At 68.7% G+C, this 17,189-nt stretch carries 16 protein-coding genes; 7 read left to right on the top strand and 9 right to left on the bottom strand.

The annotated features are described in order from the left end of the window. The first annotated feature begins 5 nt into the window (after positions 1–5). Complete coding sequence (locus OG787_RS45520; RefSeq protein ID WP_405539313.1) at positions 6–971, top strand: DedA family protein; 966 nt, start codon at positions 6–8, stop codon at positions 969–971. A 135-nt stretch (positions 972–1,106) separates the two neighbouring features. Here OG787_RS45520 and OG787_RS45515 read toward each other — a convergent pair whose 3' ends face one another. The 9 genes from OG787_RS45515 to OG787_RS45475 form a co-directional block, all read right to left on the bottom strand. Continuing rightward, positions 1,107–1,283, bottom strand: a complete 177-nt coding sequence (locus tag OG787_RS45515) for a hypothetical protein (protein ID WP_405539312.1) — start codon at positions 1,281–1,283, stop codon at positions 1,107–1,109. A gap of 914 nt (positions 1,284–2,197) precedes the next feature. Continuing rightward, on the bottom strand, positions 2,198–2,446 hold the full coding sequence (locus OG787_RS45510) for a hypothetical protein (RefSeq protein WP_405539311.1): 249 nt from the start codon (positions 2,444–2,446) through the stop codon (positions 2,198–2,200). A 134-nt stretch (positions 2,447–2,580) separates the two neighbouring features. Further along, positions 2,581–2,781, bottom strand: coding sequence for a hypothetical protein (locus OG787_RS45505; protein ID WP_405539310.1), 201 nt, complete (start codon positions 2,779–2,781; stop codon positions 2,581–2,583). Positions 2,782–2,878: 97 nt separating this feature from the next. Beyond that, a complete protein-coding gene (locus tag OG787_RS45500; protein WP_405539309.1) occupies positions 2,879–3,553 on the bottom strand; it encodes a TetR family transcriptional regulator in 675 nt (224 codons plus the stop codon). 423 nt (positions 3,554–3,976) lie between these two features. Then, positions 3,977–4,732, bottom strand: coding sequence for an SDR family NAD(P)-dependent oxidoreductase (locus OG787_RS45495; protein WP_405539307.1), 756 nt, complete (start codon positions 4,730–4,732; stop codon positions 3,977–3,979). Positions 4,733–4,828: 96 nt separating this feature from the next. Continuing rightward, a complete protein-coding gene (locus OG787_RS45490) occupies positions 4,829–5,653 on the bottom strand; it encodes an SDR family NAD(P)-dependent oxidoreductase (RefSeq protein WP_405539305.1) in 825 nt (274 codons plus the stop codon). A gap of 309 nt (positions 5,654–5,962) precedes the next feature. Then, complete coding sequence (locus OG787_RS45485; RefSeq protein ID WP_405540772.1) at positions 5,963–6,085, bottom strand: alpha/beta hydrolase fold domain-containing protein; 123 nt, start codon at positions 6,083–6,085, stop codon at positions 5,963–5,965. 501 nt (positions 6,086–6,586) lie between these two features. Continuing rightward, positions 6,587–8,014: an aldehyde dehydrogenase gene (locus tag OG787_RS45480; protein WP_405539304.1), complete on the bottom strand. Its 1,428-nt coding sequence runs from the start codon at positions 8,012–8,014 to the stop codon at positions 6,587–6,589. Positions 8,015–9,058: 1,044 nt separating this feature from the next. After that, positions 9,059–10,816, bottom strand: coding sequence for a CocE/NonD family hydrolase (locus OG787_RS45475; RefSeq protein ID WP_405539303.1), 1,758 nt, complete (start codon positions 10,814–10,816; stop codon positions 9,059–9,061). A gap of 186 nt (positions 10,817–11,002) precedes the next feature. Between OG787_RS45475 and OG787_RS45470 the strand changes: the two genes are divergently transcribed. From OG787_RS45470 to OG787_RS45445, 6 genes are all read left to right on the top strand, one after another. Continuing rightward, positions 11,003–11,626: a TetR/AcrR family transcriptional regulator gene (locus OG787_RS45470; RefSeq protein ID WP_405539302.1), complete on the top strand. Its 624-nt coding sequence runs from the start codon at positions 11,003–11,005 to the stop codon at positions 11,624–11,626. A gap of 159 nt (positions 11,627–11,785) precedes the next feature. Next, positions 11,786–13,447 carry an ABC transporter substrate-binding protein gene (locus OG787_RS45465; RefSeq protein WP_405539301.1) on the top strand — a complete coding sequence of 554 codons (1,662 nt, stop codon included), beginning with the start codon at positions 11,786–11,788 and terminating at the stop codon, positions 13,445–13,447. Between the two features lie 18 nt (positions 13,448–13,465). Continuing rightward, positions 13,466–14,449, top strand: coding sequence for an ABC transporter permease (locus tag OG787_RS45460; protein ID WP_405539300.1), 984 nt, complete (start codon positions 13,466–13,468; stop codon positions 14,447–14,449). Then, complete coding sequence (locus OG787_RS45455) at positions 14,446–15,303, top strand: ABC transporter permease (protein WP_405539298.1); 858 nt, start codon at positions 14,446–14,448, stop codon at positions 15,301–15,303. The genes OG787_RS45460 and OG787_RS45455 overlap by 4 nt, the downstream gene beginning before the upstream one ends. Then, positions 15,300–16,301, top strand: a complete 1,002-nt coding sequence (locus OG787_RS45450; protein WP_405539297.1) for an ABC transporter ATP-binding protein — start codon at positions 15,300–15,302, stop codon at positions 16,299–16,301. The genes OG787_RS45455 and OG787_RS45450 overlap by 4 nt, the downstream gene beginning before the upstream one ends. Next, entirely contained in the window at positions 16,298–17,095 is a 798-nt protein-coding gene (locus tag OG787_RS45445) for an ATP-binding cassette domain-containing protein (RefSeq protein WP_405539296.1), read from the top strand. The genes OG787_RS45450 and OG787_RS45445 overlap by 4 nt, the downstream gene beginning before the upstream one ends. Positions 17,096–17,189 lie beyond the last annotated feature (94 nt).

The raw sequence follows: 17,189 nt of genomic DNA, 5'->3' as shown, positions 1-17,189 counted from the left end.
TCACCATGATCCCCACCGACTTCATCGAGGCCGCCGGCCTGTGGACGTACGTGCTGGTGTTCGCCATCACCGCCGGAGAGACCAGCGCCTTCATCGGCCTGCTCCTCCCCGGCGAAACCATCATCCTGCTCGCCGCCGCCCTGGCCGGGCGCGGTGACCTCGACCCGGTCCTGCTGACCGCAGCCGTGATCGGCGGGGGCATCACCGGCGACAGCCTTGGCTACGCCCTCGGCCACTGGTACGAGCACCGGCCGAGCGCCGAACGGCTGCGCCGACGGATCCGGCCCGGCGGCGGCATCGACCGCGCCCAGGACTTCCTGCTGCGCCGCGGTGGGGCCGCCGTCTTCACCGGCCGGTTCATCGGCTTCGTACGGTCCTTTCTGCCGTTCGCCGCAGGAGCCGTCGGCATGCCCTTCCGCCGGTTCTTTCTCTACAGCTCGGCGGCCTCGGTCCTCTGGGGGACGGCAAGCGTCCTCGCCGGGTACTTCCTCGGCGCCTCGGCCGAAAAGCTCATCCGCACCGCCGGTGTCGCCGGGGCCGGTGCCGCCGCGGCGGTGACCCTGGTCGTTCTTCTGGTGGTGCGCACCCGCCGCCGTCGCACCTCCACGTATGCCGACGGGCCGGCGCGCTCGGAGACCATGGCGGATCCGGTGTCCACGACAGGCGATGGTGGGCCCGGACCGGGCCGCGCGACCACGGCACGCCGCCGCCCGGCGCCCTGCCGCAGACACACCCCGCGCGGCGCCCCGGCCGGCAACAGCCAGGCCATGCGGCCGCCTGGGGCGGCGGGCCAGGCGCGGCCTCGTCCTGGAGCACACCGCCACGCAGCCACACGGGATGCGGCGGCCACGCCCGAGGAGTCCGTAAACATCTGCGACGCGCCACCGCTAAGCGTGGACGCACCCGGCATCGCGGCTGTCGGACAGGCTCCGGCCGCACCCGTGTCGCAGGGGCTCTGTCGCATCCCGTAGAGCTGGCTGCCGAGTCCTGTCCGCTCGGTGCAACGCGCCCGAGCCGAAACATGTGCCATACACACGAGATCGCACAAGGCACGGAGCATAACGCGGGGACCAGCGCGAATACGAACGGTGCGTGGTCACGAAATTTCAGGTGGTGCGAGTGCCGCCCGTGCTGGCGGGCGTGGTCTCCTGCCGCGGGATCTCCGCGGGCAGCCGGTGGAAGGACCCCATGGGGTCTTGGCGGATGCCGCTCGGCCCGGCGACGAGGGCCACGGCTTCCAGCGCGGCCGACGCCACCGCCAGGTCCGAAGGGTGTACGGCCATGCAGGAGGCGGTCCCGTCGAAAAATGCCTGTTTGGAGCCGCCGCCGTGGGAGGCACACGCGCGGCCGGGATCGCGCCGGTCGCAGGCAAACTCCGGCAGCCCGAAGTCAGGTGCAGCACACACGCTGCAGGATGCTTCCGCCGACGGTGGCCATGTTTACGGATTTGTGGGGAGGCTTCGGCCTGCAGCGCCTCACGGATGAGAGGCAGTGCCGCCAATGCGTCCAGCAGGCTGGTGCGAACGTCGAGGTCGACGGTGCTGGCCTGGCTGTTGACCCGCAAGGCGACTCTGCGGGTCAACGAACGGTGGGTGTGGGCGGCTGCGGCTGCGCTCGTGCCGGACCGATGACGGGAACCGCAGCCAGAACGGCGCCCGCTGCCACGCTTCCGGTCAGCAACGTGAGACGGCTGCTTCCCTCGCGCTGCAGCATCGGCTCGGGCCGGGGGCGGCCATCCCGCTCACTCGCGTTCTTCTTGCCTCTCACTGGCACGTCACCTTCCGATTGAGCCGCAGTCCCGGATCAGGGAGCTGAGGGAGGGAGGGCTGAGCGCTCTCCCCCCACGGGGCAACGGGGGAAGGACGCGCTGTCTCGTGTGCCCGGGCGGTATCGGCCTGTGTTCTCCGAGGCACGCCCCCACTCTTTCCGCGGTGAATCGTTGAGGCGTCAACCGTACATGTCTCTTGCGGCACCGCGGGCGCGGTACAGGAGCAGCCCGGCGCCACCACGTTCGCGGGACCCGCCGCCGTGACCGGTTTCTGTCTCACGGTCTGGCCACGCCGCGCCAGGGGAGTCGCCGACCACGCACAGCGATGGCCAGTGGCCTCAGATGGCGCCACCGGTCACCCGAGCGTGAGCGACCGTGTTGGCGGGAGCACCGAAGCGGTCGATGTCAGGGCTGTAGAGCACGGAGGGGCTACTGTTCGTGGACAGGGCCCACGACGGCGATCACGGCGCGTCCCAGATGTTCGGTCTTCGTCATGTGCTTGCGTACTATCCGGCGCAGCAGGGGATAGAGCCACGCTGTGAAGCGGTACGTCCGCCGGTAGGGGGCTGTCTTCGAGACGGCGTCGCTCCGGGGCCGGATGTAAGCAGGCCGGAACATGTAGGCGTGGAACGGCATCGCCAGCAGCTCGTTCTCGCTAGGCCCTTGCCCCTGGACCACGTGGAACGGCCCGCTCCTGTGCTGTCGGTCCCGCCCGCTACGAAGGCGAAGGCCAGGTCTGGGTTGTTCGCGCCCACCTCACGGCGCGTGCGGCGGCCAGGGTGTAGGCGTGCGTGACCCGGGTGTACTCCTCCTCACCACTGCCGGACGAGGAGATGCCGAGGACGGAAGAAGCAGGCGTCGGCTCCCTCGAACTCGCGCTGGCTCGCCCTGAAGTCGGTGAAGTCCGCGTGGATGATCTCGTGAACCTTCGGATGGCGCAGGTGCAGGGGTGCACGTCCGACGACCAGGATGTCGTCGATGCTCTGATCCAGACGCTCCGAAGATGACCACACGCATGGCCGCTCCCGGGAGTTGAGTGAAGGCCGGGAGCCGGTGTCGGGAGCGAGACCCGTCGGCGCCCCGGCTGACGAGGGCCGGCCTGCGCGGTGGTCAGTGAGCTTCCCGGGCGAGTGTGCCAGCGATGAGGGTGTTCAGCATCTCCTCAAGAGTGGCGGTGAAGTCTATGCGCAAGGCTGCCACTGAGGGATCGGCGTCGTACGCGGCGAGCATGGCCGGGGAGGGCCGGGCGTAGGTCCACACAGTGCCGGCCACCATGAGTACCTGGGCACACAGTTGTTCGGCCCGGTCGCCGAGTTCGGGCACATGCTGGCGTACGGGCGTGGCCAGGGCGATGACGTTGTCGACAGCCGCCTTCTTGTACCGGGCGGCCACCTCGGCGGAGACGTTGTGCTCCAGGACGCCGGCCTGGGCGCTGAGCAGATCACAGAACACCCGGTACTGCGCGAAGGAACGGGTCACGACAGCGGCGAGCTCTTCGCCACGCTGCCACACCGAACCGTCCGGGTCGATTCCGACGGCCAGTTGCTCGGGGAGTTCGGCCGTCCACTGCTTCCACGCACTGTCCAGGAGCTCCAGCAGGACTGCTTCACGCGACTCGAAGTAGCGCAGCACATTGGACTTCGCCAGGCCCACGCGTCGGCTCAGCTCATTGAGACTGATCTCGCTCACCGACATCTCTTCAAGCATCGCTGCCGCAGTGTCGAGGATCGCCCGCCGCCGGACCTCACGCTGCTCCTCGCTGCGCGCACGCTGGAAAGTCGTCATATCCCCATGCTACAGACTATAGGTCTCTTGCCATCAAACTGACGGTCTCTTAATTTCAGCCTTTTTGAAGAGCGCAAGAGGAGCGTCGGTCGCGAAGGCTCGCATCCACCCGTGTACACCCGTCGCCCCGACAGCTGCACTGTCTACCCCCGCTCGACGAGTGACTCGGCGTCAGGCCGGGTCTGCAGGATGGCGGGTTGGTAGTCCATCAGGAGCAGGGCGGTGCGGCTCGGTCGATCCCGGCGGGTGTGGTCATGCTCGTTCCTCTTTGCACGGGTGGCAGGCGGGGCTGGAGTGTGTGCCCTGCGGCCACGTGGAACCGGAGTCCGTCGGGCAGATGACGGTCAGCGACTGCCGAGGCCAGGCCCAAGTCGCATGCACCGGAGGCGGAGCGCCTCCGCCTGTCGGGGCTGACCGTCCCCCTCAGGTGAGGAAGCCTCCGTCGACGGCCAAGTGGGCGCCGGTAATGTAGGAGGCGTCGTCCGAGAGAAGGAAGGCGACTGCAGTCGCGATCTCGCGAGGCTCGCCGACGCGCCGGGCGGCGATTCCTGAGCTGATGGCCTTCAGCTCTTCGGCGCCCGCGCCGCCGAGCATCGGGGTCTCGATGACGCCGGGCTGGAGCTCGTTGATGCGGATTCCGCGGGCTGCCCAGTCGTGGGCGGTCACGCGGGTGAGACCGCGGATGGCGTGCTTGGACGTGGCGTAGGCGGCACGCATCGGCAGGGCACGGTCCGCGTACACGCTGGAGACGTTCACGATCGCGCCCCCGCCCGAGGCTTCGATGGCAGGCAGCTGGGAGCGCATGCCGTAGAAGATGGACGACAGATTGATCCCGAGGGTGGAGTCCCACACCTCCATGGGCATGTCGGGCAGGTCGTGACTCTCGCTGCCGATCCCGGCGTTGTTGACTGCGTAGTGCAGGGCGCCGAATCGGTCCACCGTGCTGGTGACCGCGTTCTGGACGGCTTCAGGGTCGGAGACGTCGGCGGTTACGACGAGCGCTTCGCCGCCGACCTTGACGATGGCCTCCTCCACCTCGCGCAGTGGCTGCTCCCGGCGGCCGACGAGGGTCACCTGGGCCCCGCGTTCGGCGAGCAGGATGGCTGTGGCGGCTCCCATGCCGGTGCCCGCTCCGGTGACGAGAGCGACCTTGTTCTGGAATTCGTTGTCTCGCGACATGATGCGCTTCCTTCGAGCTGAGCTGACGGCCCGGGATGGGGCTGCGAGATCGGGGCAGTCTGGCGGGCCCGTTCACCAAAGCCGCCCCGGCGGGTGCTAGACGGCGACGGACTCGGAAACATGGCGCCACTTGGCGTCGGACTCGGCGAGGCTCCGGGCGCCGGCTTGCGCGTACTGGTAGGCGTCGGTGCCGAGCACGATCCGGACGGGAGCGTCCTCGCGACCGGCAAGCGTGCGCACGACCTCGGCGACCTTCGCGGGGTCGGACTCCTCCAAGCCGGAGGAGGCCCTGAGCCGGCTGGCGAATGCGCCTACCGTCTGCTCGTACGGCTCGCTGATCGGAGGGATGGTCATGGATGACCCGGCCCAGTCGGTGCGCATGCCGCCGGGTTCCAGGACGGTGACCTTGATGCCGAGCGGGGCGACCTCCTGGGCAAGGACGGTGGAGAAGCCGCCGACCGCCCACTTCGCACTCTGGTAGGCGCTCAGCCCCACCGAACCGATCCGGCCGCCGACGGAGGAGACCTGGAAGATGTGACCGAAGCCTTGCTTACGAAGAATCGGCAGCACGGCCTTCGTGACCTGTACCACTCCGTAGAAATTGGTGTCGATCTGGGCGCGGAAGGCATCGAGGTCGACATCCTGGATGGACGCGATGTCGCCGTAACCAGCGTTGTTGACGACGACGTCGTAGCGGCCGAAGGCTTCCAGACCCTGCCGCACTGCGTCCAGGACGTCGTCGTTGTCGGTGACGTCGAGCGCCAGCGACAGGATGCGGCTTCCGTGACGGGCGACGAGGTCCTCGAGTTGGGCCGGCTTGCGGGCGGTGGCGACGACCTGATCGCCCGCCTTCAGCGCTGCCTCGGCGAATGCGCGGCCCAGGCCGCGAGAGCTTCCGGTGATGAACCAGACCTTGGACATGAGAGTTCTCGTCCTGTTTGAGTTGGGCTGCGGGTGGCAGTGCCGCACCGCCCCGGATTGCAGACCGCCGGCCCCTTGGGATCCCCCCAACGTAAGGGACCGTCAGTCTGATGTCAAAAGACCAACAGTCTGCACTGCGCGGGGGTATGCGGCCTGGACTTTCGCGATGTACTGCGCGATCAGGTCGTACATGTCGCGGGCTGGTTCCGTGTCCTTGCCCAGGATGTCGCAGGCGTGGTCGACGCCCTTGAGGTCGCGGTGCTCCAGGAGTGCGCCGGTGGCACGCAGCCTTTCGGCGTACGACCTCCCTCATCGCGAAACGGGTCGTACTCGCAGGTGATGACCCGGGGCCGGCCAGGGGTGCTGCGGTGCGACGAGGTAGTCGACGTTGACGACAGCGGCGGGCGCATGTGCCGCGAGGTAGCGACACATCGGGTCGTCCAGCTCGGGGGTGGCCGAGATGACGAAGCCGCCGCCGTGGAAGTTGACGTAGACCGGGGAATGGTGTCCAGGTCCTGAGGCGGGTAGTAAACGGTGCACTCCGCGTCGCCCTGGCTGGTGGGAATGGTGAGCTGCTTCGTGCGTCCGGGGATCTCCGGGTAGGTCACCTCGGGCGTCGGCTGGGGGCGGATGTGCTCTGGAGTGCCCGGGCGAGCGGGCGGAGAAGAGGGACGTGGGGGCTGCTCCTTGCCGGAAGGGGCAATCAGCGACGCGGTCGGATCGGGGGTCTGGCCGCCGAGAGGGTACGGGGCCAGGTGTCACACTGAGGGCCATCCGTGGGCTGGGTGCTCATCGATGGCTGCGTTTGCCGGATGGCTCATGCGGACAGAGGTCCGGCCTGGCCGGGCGTACGACACGCTCTGCACCCAGCGGCACGAGGCCTTGCCGCGCGCGTGGGCGGGGCCTTGACCGGCCCACGCGCGCAGGCCGGGGTCAGACGCCGATGGTCTTGTACTCGATGTACTGGCCCAGCCCGACGGCGCCGAACTCGCGGCCTATGCCGCTGGCCTTGAATCCGCCGAACGGGCCGTCCATCGGAACCGGCGCGTCGTTGACCAGGAGCAGGCCAGTGCGGACGCGGCGGGCCACGTTGAGGGCGCGCTCGGTGTCGGCGGACCATACGCCGCCGCCCAGGCCGTAGTCGGAGTCGTTGGCGATGCGGACCGCGTCGTCCTCGTCGTCGAAGGGGATGACGACCAGGACGGGACCGAAGATCTCCTCGCGGGCGATGCGCATGGAGTTGTCGACATCGGCGAAGAGGGTGGGCTTGACGTAGAAGCCGCCCTCCAGTCCTTCGGGGACCTCCGGGCCGCCGGTGACAAGGCGGGCGCCCTCCTCTATGCCGAGCTCGATGTAGGAACGCACGCGCTGCTGCTGGCCGGCACGGACCATGGGGCCGATGAAGGTGGCCGGGTCGGACGGGTCGCCCACGGCGAGCCCTTCGATCATGGTCTTGAGCGCCTGGACGACCTCCTCGTAGCGGTTGCGCGGGGCCAGGATCCGAGTGTGGGCCTGGCAGTTCTCGGCGTTGTTGGCCAGGGAGTTGAACTTCAGGCCCTGGGCGACGGCGTCGAGGTCGGCGTCCTCGAGGATGATCGCGGCGGACTTGCCGCCGAGTTCCAGGCTGACCCGCTTGAGGTGCTCGCCCGCTATGGAGGCGATCCTGCGGCCGGCAGCGGTCGAACCGGTGAAGGCGATCTTGTCGACGCCTGGGTGGGCAATCAGGTACTCGCTGGTCTCACGGCCGGCGGGCAGGACCGAGACGACGCCCTCGGGGAAGCCGGCCTCAGCGAAGATCTCGGCGAGCGCCAGTGAGTCGATCGGGGTCTCGGGCGACGCCTTCAGGATGACCGTGCAGCCGGCCAGCAGGGCGGGCACGAGCTTGACCAGGGCCGACTGGTGCGGGGCGTTCCACGGAATGACGGCGGCGACGACACCGACCGCTTCGCGGCGCAGCAGACCGCCGGACGGCAGCTTCTCCTCCCACTGCAGGTTTTCCGCGGCACGCAGGTAGGCCGCGGTCTGCTCGGGGATCACGTAGTTGTGCAGCCCGCCGGTCACGGCGACCGGTGAGCCGTTCTCCGAAGTGACCAGGGTGGCGAGCTCGGAAGCGCGGGCGGTGTGCACCTCGTGGAAGCGGGCAACCACCTTCTGCCGCTCCTCGGGGGCCATCCGGGGCCACGGGCCGTGGTCGAACGCCTCGCGGGCGGCGGCCACCGCAGCGTCCACGTCCGCCGGACTGGCATGCGGAGTCGTACCCACCAGGGAACCGTCGTGCGGGGAATGAACCTCGATGACCTCCGATCCGGCTGGCTCGACCCAGTGACCTCCGATGAAGAGCTTGTCGAACGACGACGTCATGGTGCATCTCGCTTTCAGCTTGCGTTGCGGGCGGGTTGAAGCCCTCACCCCCGCAAAGGACCGATGGTCCCTTACGGGCTCCACATTAACGGACCGACGGTCTTTCGGCAAGAGACTGCGGGTCTGATACTTTGGAATGTCGGCACGGCAGACTTCAGGAAGGGCCAAGGAAGGGAAGGGGCATGAGTCAGATTCAAGGCAGTGAATTCCAGCGGGCCCGCAGCCCGAGCAGCGCCGACGGGCAATCCTGGACGCCGCCGAAGATCTGCTCGCCGTCAAGCTGGCGGCGGATGTCAGCCTGAGCGAACCCAGCCGCAGGGCGGGGCTGGCCAAGTCGGACGTTCTGCGCTACTTCTAATCTCGCGAGGCGGTCTTTCTCGAGGTGTTGAACAGAGCTCCGCAGGATTGGCTCGATGCCCCTCGACAGCGAACTGCCGAGCATCACCTTGAGCTGCTGCGGCCAGCCATCAAGGGAAAGACCGAACGGGCCGGGGCACACCTGTTCAAGCCGCTGCGGCAGGCCATCGAGTCGATCGACCAGAGCCTCAAGGGACAGCTCGACCTGGAACGATACTGCGGCAAGGCCCGGCGGGGGTGGCGGCCCGCGTCCTGTGCCGGATCCTCACGCTCACAGCGGCGATCTGGCGCAGGTCGGAAACGCGCGGGTGTCTGCCAGGGGTGTGCATCTGCTTCCGCCGCCTGCTCCCTGAACAGGGCAGAGAGCAGACAATCGCGCAAGTCTCCTTGGTGAACGGGCAGTTCAACCGGAGGAGCGCACGATGGCCCTGTCCCAACCTGATACAGCGTCAGTCGACTAGACTCCGAAAGGGCCCCGCGACCAGGGCATATGGCGAAGTGCAACTGGAGTACTAGTACTCCAGTTGCACTTCGCCCCTAGCGCCGGTGATCGAACAGGTCGACGTCACACCGCTGACGAAGAGGTAGCCCCTTCGCACGCATCGAAACGCCAGGCGCCGATCCGGACCCCCGGCCGGTGTCCGGCGTCTCGTGCGTTGTCGGCCGTGCTGCGTCCCTGCGCGCAGTTCATGACCGCGCCGCGTCGTCCAGATGCCCTGTCGACGTGGCGGTCAACTTGAGTCGCGCTCCGCCGTTGCCGCCCAGCTGGATCTGCTGGGTCGTCATATTCGTGTGGGTGGCGAGCCAGGGGTTCTCGTCGGTGCCGGGGTGGAGGACGAACTCGGGGAAGTCACTGCTGTGGACGTGCAGCCGCAGTCGGTGGCCGCGGTGGAGCCGGTATCCGACGTGACCGAGGGGCAGTGTCAGCCGCCTGCTCGGGGTGTCGATATGGACGCGACCTTGGGCTACGAGTTCGGCTTCGCCGTCTGGGTGGACGTCCAGCAGTTTGACGAAGAGATCGGTGGACGGTCCGGTCGTGGTAAGCGCGAGGTCGAGGGATACCGGCCCCGCCAAGTCGAGGGGGGAGGCGGCCGGTTCGGCGTCGAAGACCAGGATGTCGCCGCGCTTGGACCAGTCGTGCAGTCGAGGGTTGGTCTGGAGGTAGGCGAAAGCGTTGGGGACAGCCGAAGGCACCGGGTCTTCCGGGTCATGGGTCCAGATCGCCGTGTTGAGGTCCGCGGGTGGGGTCGGGCTGAGCAGGCCGGGCGTGTCTCCGTCCGGGGCTGCTGCCCCGGGTGCCAGATGGAGAGTGAGGGCCTGGCTGCCGGTCGGCGGCCAGACGGCATCCGTCCGGAAGTCCTCCTCGTCGCCGTGGACGAGGTGCCAGCGCACGCGCGGCAGGTCGGCGGGGCTGCCCTGACGCCGCAGGAAGACGTCGAAGAAGTCCAGGGCCGGGTCGAGGTATCCCGGCAGGAGGGTGCGGAACGCGTCCTCGCTGAGTGCGTGGTCGGTCGACTCGTCGTCGTACGGGGCGCCCTTGAGGTGGTAGTTCTCGTGGTCGATGGCGTCGATCAGCAGGTACTGCTGGTTTGCCCAGTCGGGACGGCGGGTGAGTTCCTCGATGTCGCGCCAGTGCCAGGGGGCGCAGTTGTCATACCAGCCGACGGTATGCAGGACGGGGACGGCGCGGTGGTCGAAGGGGTGCCCTTCGGGCCAGCGCCGCAGCCGTACCTCCTGCGGGAACGCGATGTCGAACGAGGGTGAGCGGCGGCCCAGCGTCTGGAAGAACTCCTCGAAGGGGGCTATCAGCGGCCGGCGGGCTGGGTCCGGTTCCCACTCGTAGGTATCTGGTCCCACGTAGTGGGTGGCCATATAGCCGAGGTGGATACCCATCTCGACATCCCGTGTGCCGTCCGGGTTTTCGACGACCTGGCCGAGTTCGGTGCCGGTGACCCGGGGCGCGATGGCGCGAAGAGCGCGATGCCCGCTCGCCACGGCGGCCCATTGGGTGTAGCCGTAGTACGAGTCGCCCCACATGCCGACGATGCCGTCCGACCAGGTCTGGTGGGTGATCCACTCCAGGGTGTCGTAGCCGTCGTGGACCTCATTGACGAATAGCAGTGTCTCGCCCTCGGAGCGGAACTTCCCACGCACGTCCTGGACGGCGACGCGATAGCCGCGGCCTGTCAGATGGCGGGCGATGAGAGGGAGCGCGGCATACGTCCCGGACTTGTCGTACGGCAGCCGGACCAGAATGGTCGGGCCGGGCTCATCGGCTGACTGGCTGTCAGGGAGGTAGACGTCGGTGGCCAGTCGTACGCCGTCGCGCATCCGGACCTTGAAGGGTAGGGCGGAGGGATCGACGGGCGCGGGCGTGACGGTCTCGAAGTACGCGAACGACGCGGAGGGCGTGGAAGACGCGTGGGGCGCGAAGGGCGCGTTCACAGGCAGCCTCAGATGGGAGTGGGGTGGAGGCGCGGGCGGGAAACCCGACGGCTTTGCACACAGTGACACCTAGAGTTTAGTTTTTCAATGCCGACAAACAAAATGCTTCCCCCAAGGGCCGGCTCGACGGGGTGTGCGATGCTTCGGCTCATCTGGTGCTCGGATCGCAGGGGAGGCACATCGGCCATGGGGCGTCGGAGTCTGGTCGCCGAGCGGCGGCAGCAGGTGCTGGAGGCGGCGAGCCGCTGCCTGGCCAGGCACGGGCTGGCCGGGGCTACTCTGGAGAAGATCGCTGAGGAGTCAGGGCTGAGCCGCAGCCACATCCGGCACTATGTCGGCAACCGGGACGACCTACTGCTCGCGGTCGTGGAGTGGGTGCAGGAGCGCGACGACCGGGCCTTCGCCGCCGCCGTGGAGCAGGCGCCGCCCGAGCGGCGCCTCGGAGTAGCCATGGACTACCTGTTCGGGCCTTGGTTCCTCGGGGTGGGCGACGAGAGTGCGGTCATCCTGGAGCTCATCAGGGCAGGTCAGAGCGATGAGACTCTGCGTGAGGCGATGATGTCCGGCTACCGGATGATGCTGGGCGCGATCGACTCGGGGCTGGCCGCGGAGTTCCCGGACAGCGCGCCTGCCATGCGGCGCGGCACTGCGTACGGCCTGCTCTGCCTCGCCCTCGGCAACGCGATGATGTCGGACCTCGACAGGGCGCTCGCCTCCGGTGGGCTGATCCGGGTGGCCGGCGAGGCATTGGTCGCACAGTTGGGGGCGGTCACCGCCAGCGCAAACGGTGCGGCGACGCCACGAGTGTGATGTCTTGCGGCAGGGGTGGAGAAACCTGGTCGTTACTTTGTCATCGTTGACAAGGTATTCGGGTGCTGTCACTGTCGGGGAACCGCGACGAGCGGGACAGGCCCTCCTCCGGCCGTCTCCGGCCTCATGCCGCACCCCACCCTTCTCTGGGAGGCTTTTGTGTCCCCGAAGCACCGCGCATCCCGCTGGCCCCTCCTGGCCGCCGTCCCCCTGCTGGGACTCACCGCGTGTACAGGCGCCCAGCCCTCGACCGGCTCCGGTGGCGACGCCTCTTCGGGGGCCTCGCTCTCCGTCGGTATTACTACGCCCACCGCCAAGGGCGACATCGGCACCCTGCGCTGGGATCTGCCCGCAGGGGAGCCCGGCAGCCTGGACTACACCCGCGCCGGGGACTACAGCTCCAACGTGATCGTCGCCAACCTCTGCGACACCCTCGTCAGGATGAGAGCCGACCTCTCGTACGCACCCGGCCTGGCGACCTCCTGGAGAAGCCCGGACCCGACCACCCTGGTCTACAAGATCCGCTCGGGGGTGAAGTTCTGGGACGGCTCCGCCCTGACCGCCGCCGACGTGGCCTACAGCCTGAACCGCAACGTCGACGAGAAGGTTGCCTCCAACAACTTCCCCAACTTCGTCAACGTCACTGCGATCAAGGCCACCGGCCCGCTGGAGGTGACGGTGAAGTTCAAGCAGCCGGACGAGCTGTTCAACAAGGAGATGGCGGCCACGTCGGGAGTCGTCGCCAAGGCCGACTTCATCAAGGAGAAGGGCGCCGCGTACGGCAAGGGCGCGAATGGCGTCATGTGCACCGGGCCGTTCAAGCTCTCCGGCTGGAAGGCCAACACCAGCATCACCCTCGTACGGAACGCCTCCTACTGGGACAAGGCCTTCCGCGCCCGCGCCGCCAAGGTCGACGTCTCCTTCGTCACCGACACCACCAACCTGACCCTCGGCCTGAAGTCCGGCCAGCTCGACGGTGCCTTCGGTGTCCCCGCCGCCGCGATACCAGCCCTCACGGGCGCGACGACCGGCGCGATCCACCAGGGCTCGGGCCTCGGCTCGTACCAGCTGGCCCCCAATGACACCCCCGCGGGCAGGGACGAGCACATACGGCTGGCCCTATCCAAGATGATCGATCGCAAGGCCCTCGCCACCGTCGTCTTCCGCAACAGTGCCTCCCCGCTCTACACGTTCGTCCCGTCGTCGGGCTGGGACACGGAAGCCAAGCAGACTTTCCAAGCCGCTTACGACAAGCTCGACAAGCCCGCCCCCGGCGGCGACGCCGACGCTGCGAAGCAGGAACTGGCCAAGAGCCCGCTCAAGGGCTCCACCGTGACGATCGGCGTGCAGGCGGGCGACGCCACTGAGGTCACCACCGTCACCCTGATCCAGGAACAGGCCCGCAAGATCGGACTCAAGGTCCAGATCAAGCAGATGCAGCCGCTCCAGTTCAGCACCGCCTTCTACGATCCCAAGGAACGGGCGGGCATCGACTTCATGCTTACCAAGGGCTTCCTCAGCGTCGCCGACCCGCTGGACTACCTCGCCCTCGGCCCGGTGCCGGACGGCCAGTTCAACTGGATCGGCTGGAACGACGCCAAGACCGCCGACCTGATCGCCAAGGCGAGGCAGACCACGGACGCCGCCAAACGCGCCGAGTACATCGTCCGGGCGCAGGCCCGGTACGAGGCGGCCGCCTGGTCCGTCCCGCTGCTCAGCATCAACGAGGTCACCTACCTCAACAAGCGCGTCACCGGGGCCCCGCTCACCACCGCCGCGATCTTCCAACCCTCGCTCGCCGTCATCGGCTCGGCGAAGTAGTAGCGCGAGGAGACGACGATGCGCTCCGCACTCCGCACCGCCCTGGGCGCCCTGGTGACCCTGCTCGCCTCCAGCATCGCCATCTTCGTCGCACTTGAAGCCTCTCCCGGCGACGCCGCCTCCCGGCTCGCCGGCTCCAAGGCGACGGACGCGCAGATCGCAGTGATCCGCCACGCCAACGGCCTCGACCAGCCCTTGCCGCTGCGCTATCTGCACTGGCTTGAGGGCTGCCTGCACGGCGACTTCGGTTTGTCGCTTCAGTACCAGCAGAGCGTCTCCTCCCTTCTCGGGCCCCGCGTCGGCCAGACCCTGGCCTTGGTCGGCCTGACCGCGTTGCTCATCCTGGTGGGCGGCATCGGGGCGGGTATCGCGGGGGCGCTGAGCCGCCCCGGCTCCGCCGCCCTGACCATGCTCTCCGGGGTCGGGGTCGCGGTGCCGTCCTTCGTCGCGGCGACCCTGCTCATCCAGGTCTTCGCCCTCTGGCTGGGCTGGCTGCCCGCCATCTCCACCGGTGTCGGCGACGTGCGCGGCCTGATCCTGCCCGCCCTCGCACTGGCTCTGTCCTGGGCGGCGTACCTCTCACAAGTGGTTCGCGCCGCGCTGCGGGAGAGCCTCTCGCAGGAACACGTGACCATCGCCCGCTCCCGGGGCCTGAGCCCAGTCGGCGTCTTCCGGCGACACGCGCTGCGCAACGCGGCCCCCGAGATCACCACCGTGTCCGGGCTCGCGGTCGCCGGGCTCATCGCGGGCACCGTCGTGGTGGAACAGGCCTTCGGTATCGGAGGCCTCGGCTCCTTCCTCGTCCAGTCCGTCGCCAACAAGGACAGCAACGTCGTCCTGGCGATCAGCCTGCTGATGGTGGCCGCATTCATCGTCACGACCACCGCCACCGACCTCCTGCACCGCGCACTCGATCCCCGCATCCGCGCCGCGACCGCCAAGGCGAAGACCGGTGCCGGCCCAACCGCCGAGGCTCAACCCCGTGAAAGGCAGGCCCGATGACGGCGACCACCCTCGCTCTCCCCGCGTCGCGGGGCCGCCGCCCACGTGTCGACGCCGTGTCCGCCGTCCTCGGCGCATTCCTGCTGCTCCTCGCCCTCGCCGCCGTACTCGCCCAGCAGATCGCCCCGTACGACCCGGCTGCGACCGACATCCTGGCCGCCAACTCCGGCCCATCGTCTGCCCACTGGCTGGGTGCGGACGAGCTGGGGCGGGACGTGCTCTCGCGGCTGCTGTACGGCGCACGGCTCAGCCTGCTCGGCCCCACGCTGATCATCGCGGCGGCCACTGTCCTGGGCACAGCCCTCGGTATCGCCTCGGCGTGGCTGGGCGGCTGGTTCGACGCGGTGATCAGCCGGATCCTCGACTTCTTCTTCGCCTTCCCCGGCCTGCTGCTGTCCGTCCTGGCCGTCGCCATGATCGGCACCGGCTTCCTCGCCCCGGTGACCGCGCTCGCTCTCGCATACACCCCGTACATCGCGCGTGTCACCCGCACCATCGCCGTCCGCGAACGCAACCTTGCGTACGTCGAGGCGCTGCGCACCCACGGCCTCGGCGGCTGGGCGATCTGCCTGCGCCACCTCACCCCGGCCGTGTGGCCGGTGATCCGCGCCCAGTCCGCGATCGCCTTCGGCTCGGCGCTGGTCGACCTCGCGGCCGTCTCCTATCTGGGTCTCGGGGTCCAACCGCCCGACTCCGAATGGGGGTTGATGGTGTCCCAGGGCCAGTCCGCGCTGCTCGGCGGAGCGCCCTGGCAGTCGCTGTCGGCAGGGCTGCTGATCATCTTCGTCGTCCTCGCCGTCAACACGATCGGTGAGCGGGCGAGCGACTCGGACACGGCGGGAGTACGCGCATGAACGCGCCCACGGCAGAACAGCCCCTGCTCGACATCAGCGGCCTGCGCATCGACCTGACGGGGAAGCGGACCGTGTTGCACGACGTGTCGTACGCCGTCCGGCCCGGCGAGTCCCTGGGCCTGGTCGGGGAGTCCGGCTCGGGCAAGTCCATGAGCCTCAAGGCTGTGCTGCGCGTGTTGCCCACAGGAGCCCGTACGACGGGGGACGTCACCTTCGACGGGCGCTCCGTAACCGCCATGAACCCGCGCGAGCTGCGCGCGTTCCGGTCTGGCCAGGTGGCGATGATCCCGCAGGATCCGCGAGCCGCCGCCAACCCCGTGCGTACCGTCGGGGACTTCCTCACTGAAGTCCTGGTCCGCACCCGAGGCGTACCGCGTGCGCAGGCCGCCGATCGGGTGGTCGGGCACCTTGCCGACGTCGGCATCCCGGACGGGGAACAGCGGCTGCGCCAGCATCCCCACCAGCTCTCGGGCGGGCTGCTCCAGCGCGTCATGATCGCCGCAGCCCTCGCCGCCGGCCCCCGGCTACTGCTCGCCGACGAACCGACCACCGCACTCGACGTGACCACCCAGCAGGAGGTCATGGCCATCCTCGACGAGCAACGCCGACGGCATCAACTCGCCATGGTCCTTGTCACCCACGACCTCGACCTGGCCGCGGCGGTCACCGACCGCATCGCGGTGATGTACGCCGGCACCATCGTCGAGCTTGCGCCCTCCAAGGGCCTGCACCGAACCGCGCAGCACCCCTACACAGCAGGCCTGTTGCGCTCGCGGCCGGCGATTGGCACCCGGTCTCGCCCGGTCAGCCTCCCAGGCCGGCCCGTGTCTGCCTTCGAAGCCGGCCCTGGCTGTGTCTTCGCCGACCGCTGCGCCTTCACCGAGGAGCGCTGCCGTACGGAGCGCCCGCGTCTCGAAGCACACGGCAGTCACCTGGTCGCCTGCCATCGTGTGGCCGAACTCGCCGCGGCCGGAACCCTCCTGGAGACGACCTCATGACTACTCCCGTCCTGGAGGCCACCGGCCTGCGCAAGGAATTCCCCGGCCACCGGGTCGCCGTCGACGATGTCTCCCTCGCTCTCGCTCCCGGGGGTTCCATGGGCGTCGTCGGCGAGTCCGGCTCAGGCAAGACCACGGTCGCCCGGATGCTCGTAGGCTTGGAGACCCCGACAGCCGGGACGATCAGCATCTCCGGCGAACCCGTGCCCACCGGCCGGACCGCCGCCCGCCCGAGCCGCGCCGAGCGGCTCCGCCAGGCACGCCGGGTCCAGTTGGTCTTCCAGGACCCGTACGCCTCCCTCGACCCGCGCCAGACCGTCGGCGACGGCATCGATGAACTTCTGCGCCTCCACGAACCTGACCGCGACCTGCGCCGCAGCCGCGCCACCGAACTTCTCGACCGCGTCGGCCTGGACACCCGGATGGCACATTCGACACCGAGTGCCCTGTCCGGCGGACAGCGCCAGCGGGCAGCCATCGCCCGCGCCCTGGTGTCCCGCCCGAAGATCCTCGTACTCGACGAGGCGGTCTCCGCGCTGGACGTGTCGATCCAGGCCCAAGTCCTCAACCTCCTCGCCGACCTGCGTGAAGAACTCGGCATCAGCTACCTCTTCGTCACTCACGACCTGGCCGTCGCCCAGCAGGTGACCGACGAGCTGATCGTCATGCACCGAGGCCGCGTCGTGGAACGCGGCGCCACCGACCAGGTGCTGACCGCCCCGGAGCACGCATACACCCGCGACCTCCTCGCGGCGGTGCCCCGCGAGGGCTGGCAGCCGACCCGCCGCCACTGACACCGCTGACGCCATTTCGGCAGCGATGTGTGAAGACGCCTTGAAGTGGTCTGCCCCGTGGGAAGGACCTGAAAGGAACAGGGTGTAACTCTTC

The organism is Streptomyces sp. NBC_00075 (genome assembly GCF_045041225.1).
Taxonomy (GTDB): Bacteria; Actinomycetota; Actinomycetes; order Streptomycetales; family Streptomycetaceae; genus Streptomyces; species Streptomyces adonidis.
The sequence above is the reverse complement of the archived record's forward strand: the minus strand, read 5'-3'. Positions and strand labels throughout refer to the sequence as shown.

Excerpts from the sequence above, each read along its gene's own strand:
- OG787_RS45500 (WP_405539309.1), bottom strand. The coding sequence starts at position 3,553 with ATGACGACTTTCCAGCGTGCGCGCAGCGAGGAGCAGCGTGAGGTCCGG.
- OG787_RS45460 (WP_405539300.1), top strand. The coding sequence starts at position 13,466 with ATGCGCTCCGCACTCCGCACCGCCCTGGGCGCCCTGGTGACCCTGCTC.
- OG787_RS45495 (WP_405539307.1), bottom strand. The coding sequence starts at position 4,732 with ATGTCGCGAGACAACGAATTCCAGAACAAGGTCGCTCTCGTCACCGGA.
- OG787_RS45470 (WP_405539302.1), top strand. The coding sequence starts at position 11,003 with ATGGGGCGTCGGAGTCTGGTCGCCGAGCGGCGGCAGCAGGTGCTGGAG.
- OG787_RS45520 (WP_405539313.1), top strand. The coding sequence starts at position 6 with ATGATCCCCACCGACTTCATCGAGGCCGCCGGCCTGTGGACGTACGTG.
- OG787_RS45515 (WP_405539312.1), bottom strand. The coding sequence starts at position 1,283 with ATGGCCGTACACCCTTCGGACCTGGCGGTGGCGTCGGCCGCGCTGGAA.
- OG787_RS45485 (WP_405540772.1), bottom strand. The coding sequence starts at position 6,085 with ATGTGTCGCTACCTCGCGGCACATGCGCCCGCCGCTGTCGTCAACGTC.
- OG787_RS45445 (WP_405539296.1), top strand. The coding sequence starts at position 16,298 with ATGACTACTCCCGTCCTGGAGGCCACCGGCCTGCGCAAGGAATTCCCC.
- OG787_RS45455 (WP_405539298.1), top strand. The coding sequence starts at position 14,446 with ATGACGGCGACCACCCTCGCTCTCCCCGCGTCGCGGGGCCGCCGCCCA.
- OG787_RS45480 (WP_405539304.1), bottom strand. The coding sequence starts at position 8,014 with ATGACGTCGTCGTTCGACAAGCTCTTCATCGGAGGTCACTGGGTCGAG.
- OG787_RS45450 (WP_405539297.1), top strand. The coding sequence starts at position 15,300 with ATGAACGCGCCCACGGCAGAACAGCCCCTGCTCGACATCAGCGGCCTG.
- OG787_RS45490 (WP_405539305.1), bottom strand. The coding sequence starts at position 5,653 with ATGTCCAAGGTCTGGTTCATCACCGGAAGCTCTCGCGGCCTGGGCCGC.